Here is a 14,347-nt window from a genome sequence, read left to right on the forward strand (position 1 = left end):
GGAAACACGACGGCAGCCGGATTTCAGCCACCGTCATGACAGGTCACTCATGGACGCCCTTTGCCGTTGCAGACGGAGGGATTGTTGATCGCGAGGTTTTCGCTGGTACCAGTGATGAAGGCGCTCATGATGGCGCTCTTCCAGGAAGCGACCAGGGGTACGAAACGGTGGTCAGCTACCGCTCTATTTGTAGTGGTGCCGCCATAATGCTGGGTAAGGAAGGCACGCAGGTCGGCGGCAACAGTGGCATCCTTGTAGCACTGGCCAAAGACAAAGTTGGTATAGCCGACGATGGAGTAGCCTGCGTTCGGGTTGACGAAGACCGGTATCCACTTACTCGGATCGGCGCGATCTGCAGCGACACCCGGCGGAGCCACGCTACGAACAGCGATCACGCGATTGGCTAGAGTAGGGAGCAAGCCATTCACTCGCGCGATCTTTGAATTGTCGCTCAGGTCCACACCATCAGGCCCCTCATAGCCGATCGAGCCTGACACATTGTCGACGGCATTCCTGACACTTTCATAAGGCTGTACTGCCACCCAGTTGCTCGGCAGCGCACCGCCGGCCGGCAGACGGGCGTTCGTGAAGATCGAGTTGGTGGCGAAGCGAGTCGGGCAGACCGAGTTCAGGTGGCGGGTCAGCAACTCGGTGGCTCCACTGCCGCCCCGCTGGTAGACGATACGAATCGGCGTACGGTCGGCGGGGTTCCCCAATAGTTGCCCCCAAGTGACCTTGGCGCCGGAAAAGGCATCGCAGAGCTGGGCACTGGTCAGGTTCAGGTCGGTAATATCGGGCTTCTTGTAAGGAATGGTTACTGCGGTACCCGCCAATGGAATCTGGATCAGTGGACCATATGCGCCTCTATAGTTGGTTGAATAGGCGCTCAGTTCGCTGCTACTCAAGATCGAGTCACTACCAATGTAGTGGACGGTGCCGGTAGTAGCGCCAAGCAGCATGGGGTTATTCATCAGGAAAGCGGTCTTGCCAATGCCGCTGCCGCTTGCGGCATAGCTGAAGTTGATTGGCAGGATGCTGTCGGCAGAACCTTTGTACAACTTGGCCGGCATGGAAGCACCACCGCCGGTCACCGTAGCGCCCAGCGTTGTATGACTGGTCAAGAGCGTCAGAGCAACGACGCCAAACATTGGCTTGAGCATGAAAACCTCCTGGGTTCCCCACAAGAAAAAAGACCGGCAGCCATAGGGCTGCCGGTCCTCGTATCGACTCGCCTAGGCGAAGCGCTTACGGGCGGCCTTTGGTGTTGCAGACGTTGGTGTTGCCGATGGCCAGGTTTTCGCTGGTGCCGGTGTAGAAGGCGCTCACGATGGCGCTCTTCCAGGCCGGAGTCAGCGGGATGAAGCCATGGGCGGCAACTGCGGCGTTGGTGGTAGTGCCACCGTAGTGCTTGTTGATGAAGGCGCGGACGTCGGTGGAAACGCTGGCGTCCTTGTAGCACTGGCCGAAGACGAAGTTGGTGTAACCGACGATGGAGTAGCCGGCGCTCGGATTGGTGAACACCGGAACCCACTTGCTGGGGTCCGCACGGTCGGCGGCGTTGGCCGGCGGAGCCACGCTGCCCAGGGCAGTGGAAACGTTAGCCTGGGTCGGCAGGTTGCCGTTCACACGGGAAACCTCGGCGTTGCTGTTGATGTTCACCGCATCCGGGCTGACATAGCCGAGGGAGCCGTTGGTTGCCTTGACGGTCGACACCACGGTGGAAGTGGCGGCGACGCCAACCCAGTTGCTCGGCAACGTACCGCCGGCCGGCAGACGGGCGTTGGTAAAGGTCGAGTTGGTGGCGAAGCGAGTCGGGCAGATCGAGTTCAGGTGGCGGGTGAACAGTTCGGTGGTGCCGCTGCTACCGGTGCGATAGACGATGCGGATCGGCGTGCTGTCGGTGGTGCCCAGCAGTTGACCCCAGGTGGTCTTGGCGCCGGAGAAGGCGTCGCAGAGTTGGGCGCTGGTCAGGTTGAGCGTGGTGTTGCCGTCCTTGCGATAGGGCACGGTGACCGAGGTGGCTACCGACGGGATCTGGATCAGCGGACCGTAGGTGCCGTTGTAGTTGCTGTTGTAGGTGGTCAGTTCGCTACCGCTGAGGACCGAGTCGCTACCGGCATAGTGAACGGTACCGGTGGTGCCGAACAGCGAGGAGTTGTTGGTCAGGAAAGCGTTCTTGCCGGTGCCGCTGCCGGTCACGGCATAGCTGAAGTTGGCCGGCAGGATGCTGTCGGCGGAGCCTTTGTACAGCTCGGCCGGCAGGGAAGCGCCACCGCCGGTGACGGCCATGGCTTGGGCGGATACGAGGGCGGCCACGCTCAGCGAGGCAGCGATCAGAGAGCGCTTGAACATGAAGAATCTCCTTTCATCGTGGTGTTGGTACGTTGAGGAAGTCGTCTTGCATGAGGCGGCGCCGTGCTTGCCGGGCTTTGCATCCCTAGCCGGTCGAAGGGGCCGCTGGGGATAAAACTCGCAAGTTCCGGTGACAGATCGGGGAAAAAATCTCGGGAGCATCGAATTGTTTTCGCAGCCTTTCCTCGGGTGTTCGCAGGCTCTGCGCCGGGCCTTTTCGCGGGACCTGCGAGGTTCCGCGAGCGCCTCCCGGCGGCCGGCCCGCGACGGCCATGGCGCGCCCTCGGGGCAACCTCGCTGAAACATGCACCCGAGCCCTGGCGAGAGGCCACACGGGTTGATGACAGCGAGAGGAAGGCCTGCTTGCACAGGCCCCTCCCGTAGGGCGGATTACGCCAGCGGCGTTATCCGCCGATACCTCTCTTCGGAATACTGCTGAGACGCCCCATCCCCACGGCGGATAGCCGCGAGCGGTTAATCGCCCAGCACGGGAAGGGCTTGTTCAGGTACGGACTACTGGACCAGTTGGTTCATCTCGATGATCGGCATCAGCACCGCCATCACGATGGTCAGCACCACCCCGCCCATGACCACGATCATCAGCGGCTCGAGCAACGCGGTCATGCCCATGGCGCGGCGCTCGATGTCGCGCGACAGGGTCTGCGCCGCGCGGTCGAGCATCGGCGGCAGCGCACCGGTCTTCTCGCCGCTGGCGATCAGGTGGGTGAGGATCGGCGGGAACACCTGCCGCGTGCGCAGCGCCGAGGCCAGCGAGACACCTTCGCGAACCTGCGCGGTGGCCACCTCCACCGCCTGCGCGAGGCAGTCGTTGGCCAGCGTCTGGCGCGCCGCATCGAGCGCGCGCAGCAGCGGTACGCCGGCGCTGCCGAGGATCGCCAGGGTGGAGGCGAAGCGCGCGGTATTCACCCCGAGCACGAAGCGACCGAGCAGAGGCAGGCGCAGCACTCGCCGGTGCCAGCCGAGCCGCGCCTGCGGGTCGCGCAGGTACAAGCGCCAGCCCCAGTAAGCGCTACCGATGGCGCCGGCGCAGAGCCAGCCCCAGGCGCGCACGAAGTCGCTGGCCTGGAGCATCGCCCGGGTCAGCGCCGGCAGGTCCTGGCGCGCCTGGGAGAAGGCGCTGACCACCTGCGGCACCACGTAGCCGAGGAGGAAAATGACGATGCCGATGGAGACCACGCCGACCACCGCCGGGTAGATGAACGCGGTGAGGATCTTGCCGCGCAGGGCGTTGCGTTCCTCGATGTAGTCGGCCAGGCGCTCCATCACCTGGGCCAGGTCGCCGGACTCCTCGCCCGCAGCCACCAGCGCCCGGTAGATTTCCGGGAAGTCCCGCGGCCGTGCGGCAAGGGCGTCGGCCAGGCGCATGCCGCCGCGCACGTCGCTGCGCACGGCGCTCAGGGTCTGGGCGATGTGCTTGCGCTCGGCCTGGTCGAGGGTGGCGCTCAGCGCCGCCTCCAGCGGCAGGCTGGCGGCCAGCAGGCTGGCCAGCTGGCGGGTGGCCCAGGCCAGGTCGCCGTCGGACAGGCGCGGGGCGAACAGCGCGCCCGCCCCTTGCCCGGTCCCGCCGCCAGCCTGCTCGCGGACCTCCAGCGGGGTCAGGCCGCGGGCGCGCAGTTGGCCGAGGGCGCCACGCTGGCTGTCCGCCTCCAGGGTGCCGGTCTCGATCCGGCCCTGAGCGTCGGCGGCTTCGTAACGGAAGGTCTGCATCAGGCGTCCCGGGTCACGCGGAGGATTTCCTCCAGGGTGGTGGAGCCGCTGGCGATCCAGCGCTCGCCGTCCTCGCGCATGCTGCGCATGCCAGCCGCGCGGGCGGCTTCGCGGAGATCCTGCTCGGCGCGGCCCTGGTGGACCAGGCGGCGGATCTCGTCGTCGATCACAAACAGTTCGTGGATGCCGGTGCGCCCGCTGTAGCCGGTCTGGTTGCAAGCCGGGCAGCCGACCGCGCGCCAGCCGCCGTCCTCTTCGACCCGGCAATGCGTGCACAGGCGCCGCACCAGGCGCTGGGCGAGTACGCCAAGCATCGACGAGGCGAGCAGGAACGGCTCGACCCCCATGTCCACCAGCCGCGTCACCGCCGACACCGCGTCGTTGGTGTGCAGCGTGGCCAGCACCAGGTGCCCGGTGAGCGAAGCCTGCACGGCGATCTGCGCGGTCTCCAGGTCGCGGATCTCGCCGATCATGATGATGTCCGGGTCCTGCCGGAGGATCGCCCGCAGGGCTACGGCGAAGGTCATGTCGATGCGCGCGTTGACCTGGATCTGGCTGATCCCCGGCAGGTCGTACTCCACCGGGTCCTCGACGGTGAGGATGTTGCTGGTGCTGGCGTCGAGCCGCGCCAGGGCGGCGTAGAGGGTGGTGGTCTTGCCGCTGCCGGTGGGCCCGGTGACCAGCACGATGCCGTGCGGCTGGCGGATCAGGTTGTCCAGCGGCGCCAGCACGCCGGGAGCCATGCCCAGGGTCTCCAGCCTCAGGCGTCCGGCCTGCTTGTCCAGCAGGCGCATCACCACCCGTTCGCCGTGGCCGGTGGGCACGGTGGAGACGCGAATGTCGATCGGCCGCCCGGCTACCCGCAAGGCGATGCGGCCGTCCTGGGGCAGGCGTTTCTCGGCGATATCCAGCTGCGCCATGATCTTGATCCGCGACACCAGCGCCGCGTGCAGCGCCTTGCGCGGCGCGACCACGTCGCGCAGGGCGCCGTCGACGCGATAGCGCACCACCGAATGGGTCTCGAAGGGCTCGATGTGGATGTCGCTGGCCTCATCGCGCGCAGCCTGGGTCAGCAGCGCGTTGATCATGCGGATCACTGGCGCGCCATCCTGGGTGTCGAGCAGGTCGGTAACCTCGGGGATATCGTCCATCAGGCGGTCGAGGTCGACCTCGCTCTCCGCCGCGCCGACCACCGCCGCGGCGCTGCCGGTATCGGAGTAGGCGCTGGCCAGCAGGGTGTCGAGTTCGTCGTCGCGGACGCTCTCCAGGCTGGCCAGCGCATGCCGCTGGCGCACCTCGCTGATCGCCCAGCCGGGCGTGCGCGGGCTGACCAGCAGGGTCGCGCCATGCTCGCCCGGCCGCAGCAAGGCGCGCTGCGCCTTGGCCCAGGCGTAGGGCAGCAGGCTCATAGCGGCGCCGCCTCGCCCAGCGGTACCGCGCGCAGCGGCCGCGGGCTCGGGCGCAAGTCGTAGGCGGCCTGCGGGATGCCCTGCTGCGTCGGCGGCAGCACCGGAGCCTGCATGTCGCCGACGCTCCAGTCGTGGCGCGGCTGCACGCGCTGCTGGGCGCGGCGGATGAAGTCGTAGCGGTTGAGGGTGATGCTGCGGCCGGCGGCGGCGTCGCGGACGATGTAGGGACGCAGGAAGACCATCAGGTTGGTCTTGGTCCGCGAGCGCTTCTGGTAGCGGAACAGCGAACCGACGCCGGGGAGGCTGGAGAGTCCGGGAACACCGTCGGTGTTGTCCTGCACGTTGTCCTGCAACAGGCCGCCGAGGACCATGATCTGGCCGTCGTCGAGGAGGATGCTGGTATCGATCGCGCGCTTGTTGGTGACCACCCCGGCGGCGGTGCTGGCGCGCTCGTCGACGCTGCTGACCTCCTGGTAGACGTCGAGCTTGACCGTTCCTCCCTCGGAGATCTGCGGACGGATGTTCAGCTTCAGGCCGACGTCCTCGCGCTGGATGGTCTGGAACGGGTTGTTGCTGGTACCGCCGCCGTCGGTGACGTACTGGCCGCTGACGAAGGGTATGGTCTGGCCGACCATGATGCTCGCCGACTCGTTGTCCAGGGTCAGCAGGTTCGGGGTCGACAGGACGTTGGTGCCGCCGCGGCTCTTCAGCGCCCGGGCGAGCACCTTGAGGTCGAGGATCTTGCCGATCCCGGGGATGTCCACGGTGCCATCCACCAGGCCGATGTTGAGCCCCTTGGGCAACACGTCGATGGTGTTCTTGCCGGCCGTGTTCAGCGCCGACTGGCCGAAGTTGACCCCGCCGAACACGCCGTTGCCGCCGAGGTTGCCGGCCTGCCACTGGATGCCGAACTCGCTGGAGTCGTCTTCGCTGACCTCGACGATCAGGCTTTCGATCACCACCTGGGCGCGGCGCTGGTCGAGCAGGTCGATGACTTCGCGGAGGTTGCGGTACAACGGCTCGGGTGCGGAAATCAGCAGGGTGTTGGTGGTGGCGTCGGCCTGTACGGTGACCCCGCCGGCGGAGAACGCCGAGTTCTCCTCGCCCATCGCACCGGGTCCGGCGCCGCCCTGGCCGCTGCCCATCGCACCATAGGCGCCGCCGCTGCGGTTGCTGCCGCCCAACCCGCTGGAACCGCTGCCCGTGGTATTGCCGCTGCTCCCCAGGCCCTGGCTACCAGTACCGCTATTGCCGCCACCGAGCATGCCGCCGCCGCTCAGGCGCGCGCGCTGCTGGTCGCCCTCGTTGCCCTCGCCGCCGCTGTCGCCGGTGATCAGCCCGCGCAGGGCCTGGGCCAGGCGGGTCGCCTGGGCGTTGCGCAAGTAGACCACATGGAGGTTGCCGGGATTGCTTTGCACGCTGTCCAGCTTGCCGATCAGGTCGCGCGCCAATTGCGTGCGCTCTGGGCTCGGCGAGCGGATCACGATGCTGTTGGAGCGTGGGTCGGCGAGCACCACGGTCTTCTGGCCCTGCTCGGCGCCGCCGCTGCCCTGGCTGTCGAGCAGTTCGGAGACGGTGCTGGCGATGTCCACCGCGATGCCGTTCTGGATCGGTACCACGTCGGTGTCGCTGGCGCTGGGGATGTCGATGCTGGCGATGATCCCGGCGACCCGGTCGAGGTTTTCCGCGTAGTCGGTGACCACCACGGTGTTGTTCCCCGGATAGGCATTGATCGGGTTGTTCTGCGCGACGATCGGGCGCAGTACCGGGATCAGGTTCACCGCGTTCTCGTAGCGCAGGCGGAAGGTCCGCGTGACCATGCCGTTGGCCGCCGGCCGGTCGGCGCCGTAGACCGGCCCGCCGAGCAGCTTGGCGTCGGCCTCCGGCACCACCTGGCTGACCCCGTCGACGTCGACCACGCTGAAGCCCTGCATGCGCAGGGCGCTGGTGAGCATGCGGTAGGCGGTGCGCGCCGGCACCTGGCCTTCGGAAACCAGGGTCAGCTTGCCCTTCACCCGCGGGTCGACCAGGAACTGCCGGCCGGTGGCGCGCGACAGCGCGCGCACCACCGCTTCCACCTCGGTATCGACGAAATTCAGGCTGACCGGCTGCTCGCCGAGTTCGGCCGCTGTCGCTGAGACCGGAGCCACGCCACCGGAGCGCGCCACGCCGCGTCCGGCACTCAGCGCGCGGCGGGCCTGCTCGGCCTGGGGCCGCTCGCGGACGTCGGCGCTGCGCAACGGCGCACCGGAGCGGACACTGCTCAGCGGCCGACCGACTTCCTCGTCGGCCGGGGGCACGCCGGGGACCTTCGGCGTCTCGCTACACGCCGCGACCAGCAGCGCGCCCAGCGCCACGCCCAGTACAGGCCAACGACGCCGGGCATGGTGGAAAGCTGATTGCCTCATGGGGAATCCTTGGGAGCGGAAGTCGACTGCAAATGGATCGAGGCGGACACCAGCCCGCCGGACAGCTCGTTCGAAGAGCCGGAGCGCTCCTCGGAAGGAGCGTCGAGACGCGTCACCTGCGCCTCGCTGACGCTCAGGCGCAACGCTGCCGGGCTGCGCGCCAGCCAGCGCAGCAAGGCCTCGCCGGACACGCTGGCGAAGTCCAGTTGCCATTGGCCCGGTTGCGGGGCGTCCAGTTGGAAACCGTCGAGTCCCTGATCGCGCAGGCTGCGACGGATCGCCTCGGCGTCCGCCGTACCGCTCAGGGTCGGACCGCGCAACGCCTCGACCTCACGCAACACGCCGTCCACCGCCGCAGCCTGCGCACGCAGGCGCGGCAGTTCGGCTTGCCAATGCTCGATCCGCGCCAGCGGCGGATCGACGAACACTTGCCAGGTCAGCGCCAGGCATAGCGCCAGGCCACCGCCGGCGAGAATCTTGCGCTCGCGCGGCGCCAGTTGCCGCCAGTAGGCCTGCAATCGCAGCAGCAGGGGACTCCAGCGCTGCGCCGGAGTATTCAGCAGGCCCGCCAGGCGCTTATTCATCTTCATCGGCAGCCGCCTCGGCAGTGCCACTGTCTGCCGCGCCAGCGGCCGGCGCTGGCGGCGCTTCCATGGCGCGCACCTGCCAGCCCTTGTCGGAGGCATCGGCCTGCAACCCGTGCTTGCCCAACTCGCCCTGCCAGGCAGCGGCATCGCCGCCTGGCGGTCCCGGCAGCAGCTCCAGGTCCAGTTCGCCGGCGTGGTAGTCCAGTCGTTGCAGGCGCCCGGCGAGGAACGGCATCGCCTCGCCGGCGCCATGCAGCAGCGCGGCCAGTCCCGGTGCGGCATCGCCATCGGCCTTGCCGGCCAGATAGGCGTCGCGTCGCTCGCGAGCCTGGCGCAGCGGATCGAGCACCACCGGCAGTTCCGGGAAGGCCTGCTGCACGCGTTGACTGCTCTGCCGTTGCAAGGACTGGCCCTGCTCGGCCAGTTGCCCGGCGTACAGGTTCAGACCGGCGACCCACACCAGCAAGGCCAGGGCAGCGCAGAACAGGGGCATCTTCCAGGTGCCGTTGCCGGCGCTCGTCGCCGGCGCTTTCAGCGCCAATCCCCACGGACTGGCGGGCCCGCTCCAGCGCAGCGCTTCGTCCAGCGCCTCGGCCCGCTCCAGGGCTGCGGAGCGCCACGCCGGTCGCTCGCCCAGCCAGAACAGCCGCAACTCCTGCGGGACCTCAGCGAGGCCCTGCTCCGGCAAGGGATGGACCACAGCGTCGCTCAGCGAGCGGCGCAACAGCAGATGGCCGTCCCACTCGCCGGCCACCCAAGCGTCATCGCGCAACGGCAGGAGGAACGGCGCGGCCTGCACCTCCCGCACGTCGAGCCGCAGCCGCTGTACGGCCTGCTCCAGCGAGGCCAGCGCCGACGCCTCCAGCCACCCCAAGGTCAGGCGCCCGTCGGCGCCGCGCGGGCCGTGGGCCAGGCGTAGCTGCGCCGGATCGCCGAGGACCAGCGCCTCGGCCGCACAGTTCACCGCGGCGGCAAGCTTCGCCGCAGGCAGCGCCGGCAGTTCGAGACTGACCAGGCGGCAATCGCGCGGATGCAGGAACAGCGCCACCGGCAACCCCTGGCGCCGCCGCGCCAGTTCCGCGAGCGAGACCTCGATTCGTTCCTGCACCGCGCCGCGCGCATCCAGGCGCAAACAATGCAGCGGCGCCGCCTCGGCGAACTCGCTCAGCGGCGGCAGCAGGCAACGCCAGGCGGCCTTCATGAGCCCACCCTCATCCAGTTGACCGCCGTGCTTTCACCGGCCTTGCGCTGCACCAGGGCTTGCAGGCGCACCTCTTGCCGGTCGCGCCGGGCATAGGCGGTGAGCAGGAACCAGTCGCTGGTGATCCCGACCTTCACCGACTGCGCCTGCAATTGCGGCATGTTCAGGCGGTTGACGAAGTCGCCGCGATTGAGGAACCAGCGGCCCCGGTCGCGCTCGCCGAGCACCCGCCGCGCCTGGTCCAGCCCGAGGCCGGGGACACAGGCGGCGAGCACTTCGGCGCGCGCGGTGTTGCCGTTGATCCAGGTGGTTTCGGGCAGGATGGTGACGTAGGGTCGCAGGCGTTCCAGGGTCGCCGGCGGAATGCCCAGCCGCGCCAGGTCGTCGAGACGCCTGAGCGCCGGCATGCGCGCCGGAAGCGCACGCAACACGGCGCCCGGCGAAGTCTCGCGGCCGCTGTCGAAGCCTGCGGGTTGCGTCTCGGCCGGCGGCGCTTCGGCGGGCAGCCGTGCATAGGAGGCGAGTACCCGCTCGACGATCAGCCGCGCCTCCTTCGGGCGCACGCCGAGCAGACCGGCGAGGCGTTCGAAGTTCGCTTGCTCCTGGAGATCGGGGCGCTGGTCGACCAACAGGTTGCGCAGGTTGAACTTGCCCTGCTCGTCTTCCAGTTGGCCGTTGAACGGCAATTCGGCGCTGCTCAGACGCAAGCCACGCATCGGTTGCGCCCAGCGCTGGTCAAGGCGGGTCAGCGGGTCGCGGCGGCTGTCCTCGAGCAGCAATTGGCGGCTCCATTCCAGGCCGCCGCGCAGCATCCAGCCGGCCTGGATGCGTAGCTGCTCGCTTTCCAGGGCGCGGATGAATGCGCTCTGGCGGGCGATCAGGCCGGCGGCTATGACCGCGACCACGGTGACGATCAGCAGCGCGCTGATGATCGCCATGCCGCGCTGGCGATGACCGTTCATGGCGCGCTCAGAGCTGCCAGGAGCCGATGTCGGCGTTGATGCCCTCGCCGCCCGGCTGCCCGTCGGCGCCGAGGGAGAACACGTCGATCTCGCCGTTCACGCCGGGATTCAGGTACTGGTAGGGCTTGCCCCAGGGATCGTTGGGCAGGCGCTCCAGGTACGAGCGCCAGTTGCTCGCCGAGGCATCGGCAGGGCGCTCCGCGAGCACCTTCAAGCCCTGCGCCTGGCTCGGATAGCGGCCCTGGTCGAGGCGGTAGAGCTTGAGCGCCTGCATCAGCCCGGAGATGTCCTGGCGCGCCGCGGTGGCGCGGGCCTGGTCGGGACGGTCGAGCACCTTGGGCACCACCATCGCGGCGAGGATGCCGAGGATCACCACCACCACCATGATCTCGATCAGGGTGAAGCCCCGCTGTCCCCGATGTCCTTTCGGGCTGGAGCTGAACTGCACGACATCCATCTCGACACTCCTCGGCATGGTTCGATTCGCCGCGGATTGTTTCAGGAAGATATGTCAACGATATTGAAAATCCTCGGGTGCGCCGCTCTTCCGGAGGCGCCCGCAAGGCCCTGGAGCCGGGCTTTCCGGCAGGCGCCGGGGATGGCTCGCGGGGGCGCCCTCCCGAGCTTTTGTCAGGGATCGGTCAGATTTCCCGGCTAGCCTGGAAGTCCCCTTTCGCCGACCTTTCCGCGATGTCCACGCGCCTGTCTTCCCGCGGTTTCACCCTGATCGAAGTGCTGGTCGCGCTGGCCATCGTCGCCATCGCCCTGGCCGCGGCGATCCGCGCGGTGGGCCTGATGACCGACGGCAATGGTCTGTTGCGCGACAAGTCGCTGGCCCTGCTGGCAGCGGAGAGCCGGCTCGCCGAGCTACGCCTGGGCGTCGGCACGGCTCCGGGAAACAGTGATTTCGAATGCTCCCAGGGCCGCCTGCGGTTGTACTGCGAACAACGCGTCGAGGCCACCGACGACCCCGCGCTACTGTGGGTGGAAATCCGTGTGCGCACGCAGCGCGAACAGGCGGTGCCGCTGGCGCGCCTGAACACCCTGCTGAGCCGCTCCCGGTGATCTCAACCGCGCTTGAGGGTATCCAGCGGCGGCGGTTCGGCGAGCCGCTGCATGGCCACCCGGCGAACCTCGCCGTTCTGCTCGATGAGTACCGCGTCGGCCTCTATCCGCCGCACCTTCGCCGCACGTGCCAGGACCTCGCCCTCGCGATAGGCCTGGGCCGGCGCGCCGTTCACCGAGAGGATGGCGATCGCCGCGGGACCACCGCTGATCAATCCCGCCAGTTGCACCTCGACCTCACTGGAAGGCGTCGCGAACCAGCGTTGAGCGGCGCCCTCGCCGCTGGGCGGCGGAACATCGGCGACCTCGGCCTGGACCACGCCGGGAATCGGCGCCAGCAACAGATAGCCCCAGAACAGCAGGCCGGCGAGGATCGCCAGCACGGCGGCGAACTGGACCAGGCGGGGCGGATCGATACGGGGCATGGCCGGCATGGCGGGCTCTCCTGGCGTCTGGGCGACGGGCGCCACGAACGGCGCCCCGGCACCAGCCTAGCGCGGAATTCTCTCCGTTATGTTTCACACGCCGATCATCTTCGTCGGGCACTCTGGAAACCTCTCTCTTCGCGGAGCGGCATCCGGTGAGGCGACCCCGGCAAGGCGGTTTCACCCTGATCGAACTGATGGTGGTGCTGGTAATCGTCGGCATCGCCACGGCGGCCATCAGCCTGAGCGCCCGCCCCGACCCGACGGGCCTGCTGCGCCAGGATGCCGCGCGCCTGGCGCGGTTGCTGGAAATAGCCCAGGGCGAAGCGCGGGTACGCGGTACGCCGATCCTCTGGCAGCCCAGCGCCAAGGGCTATCGCTTCAGCCCGCAGGCCTATCGCGGCAAGACCGACGCCTTCGCCGCCGACACCGAATTGCGCGCGCGCGACTGGCAGGCCGCGCCGCTGCGGGTCAGCGTGCGCCCGCCGCGACCGGTGTTGCTGGACGCCGAATGGATCGGCGCGCCGTTGCGGATAACGCTCTCCGACGGCCAACACAGCGTCACCGTGCTGCGCGAGGCGAACGGCCATGTCCGGGTACGCTGAACGCGCGACGACGCGGCGCCGGCAAGCCGGCTTCACCCTGATCGAGGTGATGGTCGCGATCATGCTCATGGCCATCGTCAGCCTGATGGCCTGGCGCGGCCTGGACAGCATCGCCCGGGCCAGCGCGCACCTGGAGGACAGCACCGAGCAGGGCGCCGCGCTACTGCGCGCGCTGAACCAACTGGAGCGCGACATCGCCCTGCACAGCGCCATCCGGGAGGAGACCGGCCTGCCCAGCGGCGACGAGCCGATCCGGGCCGGCGACAGCCTGCCGCCCGGACTCGCACTGAAGCGCCTGAGCGAGATCCCATTGCGCCTGGACATCGTCCGCGCCAGTACCGAGCCAGGCGCGCCGCTGCAGCGCGTGCGCTGGTGGCGACAGGGCAAGGTCCTCTATCGCGCCGCCTCGCCCAGCGGCGACCGCCTGCCGTTGCCGCCGCTGGCGGAGCGGGTGGCTGTGCTGGACGACGTGAGTCGGTTCGAGATCCGTGCCTGGGTGCCGGGAAAGGGCTGGACGCGCCTGCCGGCACGCAGCAAAGTCCGCGCCAGCGGACTGGAGATCAGCCTGGCGCGGGTCACCCGCAACGGCGTGGAGCGCTATCGACGGGTGGTGGCCCTGCAATGAAGCGGTGGCTCAGCCGAGCAGCACCACCCCGCCCGGCAGGCGGGTGACCTCGATGCCATAGGCATCGCGGATCAGGGTCGCCACGTCGGCCAGTTGATCGAGGCTGAAACGGGCCTGGACCCGGCGTCGGCCAAGGGCCTTGTCCAGCAGCAGGAGCATGCCGGGACGGTAGCGGTTGATTTCGTCGATCACCGTGGCCAACGGTACGTCGTTGAACACCAGCATGCGCTCGCGCCAGGCCATCACCTCGGCAACGTCGAAAGGCACCGGCGGACCGTTGCGTCGCTCGTCGAAGGTCAGCTGCTGGCCGGCCTGGAGGTCCAGGCGCTGGCCGAGGTGTTCGAGCCGCACGCTGCCCTCCAGGCAGGTCACCACGCAGACGTCACCGCTGCTGCGCACGTTGAAGCGGGCCCGGCTGGCGCTCAGCCAGGCGCTCCCGGCCATCACCCGCAGGCTGCTCTGCGGCGGGTGGCTGGCGATGATCTCGGCCTCGCCGCCGAGCAGTTCGATGGTTTCCTGCTGCTCTTGATTGCGCCGCACGTTCAGGCGGGTGCGGGTGTTCATCTCGATCCGCGTCTCGCCGCTCACCTGCACCTGGCGTTGCTCGCCGACCGCCGTGACGTAGTCGGCGCCGCCCAGGCCATGGTCGAGCAGCGACGGGCGCAAGACGAACAACGCCACCGAGGCGGCCAGCGCACCGCCGACGAACCAGCGACGACCGAAACGCCTCGGCGCGATCTGCGCCACGGCCGGCGGCTCCAGCGGCAGAGCGGCGGCACTGCCGAGTGCCTGCCAGAGATCGCGCGCCTCGACGAACGCTCGCAGGTGTTGCGGGCTGCGCGCACACCACTGGCGGAAGGCCCGCGCGTCGCCCTGGGTGACGCGTCCGGAGGTCAGGCTGATCACCCAGGCGTGCGCTTCGTGGCGAAGGTCGCCGGTTTCATCGGCGGCGGAGTCTGAGGCTGTCATGACTGTGCTGT

14 protein-coding genes are annotated in these 14,347 nt (G+C 68.6%); 3 read left to right on the forward strand and 11 right to left on the reverse strand.

Annotated elements, in window-relative coordinates; all coding sequences use genetic code 11:
- Positions 1–47: 47 nt before the first annotated feature.
- The 9 genes from AT700_RS22120 to gspG form a co-directional block, all read right to left on the reverse strand.
- Positions 48–1,160 (reverse strand): substrate-binding domain-containing protein, encoded by a 1,113-nt coding sequence (locus AT700_RS22120; protein WP_003112720.1) that lies wholly within the window; start codon positions 1,158–1,160, stop codon positions 48–50.
- 85 nt (positions 1,161–1,245) lie between these two features.
- A complete protein-coding gene (gene lapA / locus AT700_RS22125; RefSeq protein WP_003112123.1) occupies positions 1,246–2,352 on the reverse strand; it encodes an alkaline phosphatase LapA in 1,107 nt (368 codons plus the stop codon).
- Positions 2,353–2,865: 513 nt separating this feature from the next.
- Entirely contained in the window at positions 2,866–4,080 is a 1,215-nt protein-coding gene (gspF, locus tag AT700_RS22130) for a type II secretion system inner membrane protein GspF (RefSeq protein ID WP_024928895.1), read from the reverse strand.
- Positions 4,080–5,489 carry a type II secretion system ATPase GspE gene (gene gspE / locus AT700_RS22135; protein WP_003120811.1) on the reverse strand — a complete coding sequence of 470 codons (1,410 nt, stop codon included), beginning with the start codon at positions 5,487–5,489 and terminating at the stop codon, positions 4,080–4,082. Before gspE ends, gspF begins: the two co-directional genes overlap by 1 nt.
- The gene (gspD, locus tag AT700_RS22140; RefSeq protein ID WP_023115013.1) at positions 5,486–7,897 is read right to left on the reverse strand and encodes a type II secretion system secretin GspD; all 2,412 of its coding nucleotides are present in this window, start codon (positions 7,895–7,897) and stop codon (positions 5,486–5,488) included. The genes gspE and gspD overlap by 4 nt, the downstream gene beginning before the upstream one ends.
- Positions 7,894–8,487 (reverse strand): type II secretion system protein M, encoded by a 594-nt coding sequence (locus tag AT700_RS22145; RefSeq protein WP_003112724.1) that lies wholly within the window; start codon positions 8,485–8,487, stop codon positions 7,894–7,896. Before AT700_RS22145 ends, gspD begins: the two co-directional genes overlap by 4 nt.
- Positions 8,474–9,685: a type II secretion system protein GspL gene (gspL, locus tag AT700_RS22150; protein ID WP_016253830.1), complete on the reverse strand. Its 1,212-nt coding sequence runs from the start codon at positions 9,683–9,685 to the stop codon at positions 8,474–8,476. Before gspL ends, AT700_RS22145 begins: the two co-directional genes overlap by 14 nt.
- Positions 9,682–10,647, reverse strand: coding sequence for a type II secretion system minor pseudopilin GspK (gspK, locus tag AT700_RS22155; protein ID WP_033975036.1), 966 nt, complete (start codon positions 10,645–10,647; stop codon positions 9,682–9,684). The genes gspL and gspK overlap by 4 nt, the downstream gene beginning before the upstream one ends.
- Positions 10,648–10,654: 7 nt before the next feature.
- A complete protein-coding gene (gene gspG / locus AT700_RS22160) occupies positions 10,655–11,104 on the reverse strand; it encodes a type II secretion system major pseudopilin GspG (RefSeq protein WP_003085349.1) in 450 nt (149 codons plus the stop codon).
- 233 nt (positions 11,105–11,337) lie between these two features.
- Here gspG and gspI point away from each other — a divergent pair, with 233 nt between their 5' ends.
- Positions 11,338–11,712, forward strand: a complete 375-nt coding sequence (gene gspI / locus AT700_RS22165) for a type II secretion system minor pseudopilin GspI (protein WP_003455149.1) — start codon at positions 11,338–11,340, stop codon at positions 11,710–11,712.
- A 2-nt stretch (positions 11,713–11,714) separates the two neighbouring features.
- Here gspI and AT700_RS22170 read toward each other — a convergent pair whose 3' ends face one another.
- Positions 11,715–12,146, reverse strand: a complete 432-nt coding sequence (locus AT700_RS22170) for a type II secretion system protein N (protein WP_003455151.1) — start codon at positions 12,144–12,146, stop codon at positions 11,715–11,717.
- Positions 12,147–12,292: 146 nt separating this feature from the next.
- Between AT700_RS22170 and gspH the strand changes: the two genes are divergently transcribed.
- Both gspH and AT700_RS22180 read left to right on the forward strand, forming a co-directional pair.
- Positions 12,293–12,742, forward strand: coding sequence for a type II secretion system minor pseudopilin GspH (gene gspH / locus AT700_RS22175; RefSeq protein ID WP_003106853.1), 450 nt, complete (start codon positions 12,293–12,295; stop codon positions 12,740–12,742).
- Entirely contained in the window at positions 12,726–13,367 is a 642-nt protein-coding gene (locus AT700_RS22180; RefSeq protein ID WP_003120814.1) for a PulJ/GspJ family protein, read from the forward strand. Before gspH ends, AT700_RS22180 begins: the two co-directional genes overlap by 17 nt.
- 9 nt (positions 13,368–13,376) lie before the next feature.
- Here the strand turns inward: AT700_RS22180 and vreR are convergent, their stop codons facing one another.
- Positions 13,377–14,336, reverse strand: coding sequence for an anti-sigma factor VreR (gene vreR, locus AT700_RS22185; protein WP_003106396.1), 960 nt, complete (start codon positions 14,334–14,336; stop codon positions 13,377–13,379).
- Between the last annotated feature and the right edge of the window lie 11 nt (positions 14,337–14,347).

This window comes from Pseudomonas aeruginosa (assembly GCF_001457615.1).
Taxonomy (GTDB): domain Bacteria; phylum Pseudomonadota; class Gammaproteobacteria; order Pseudomonadales; family Pseudomonadaceae; genus Pseudomonas; species Pseudomonas aeruginosa.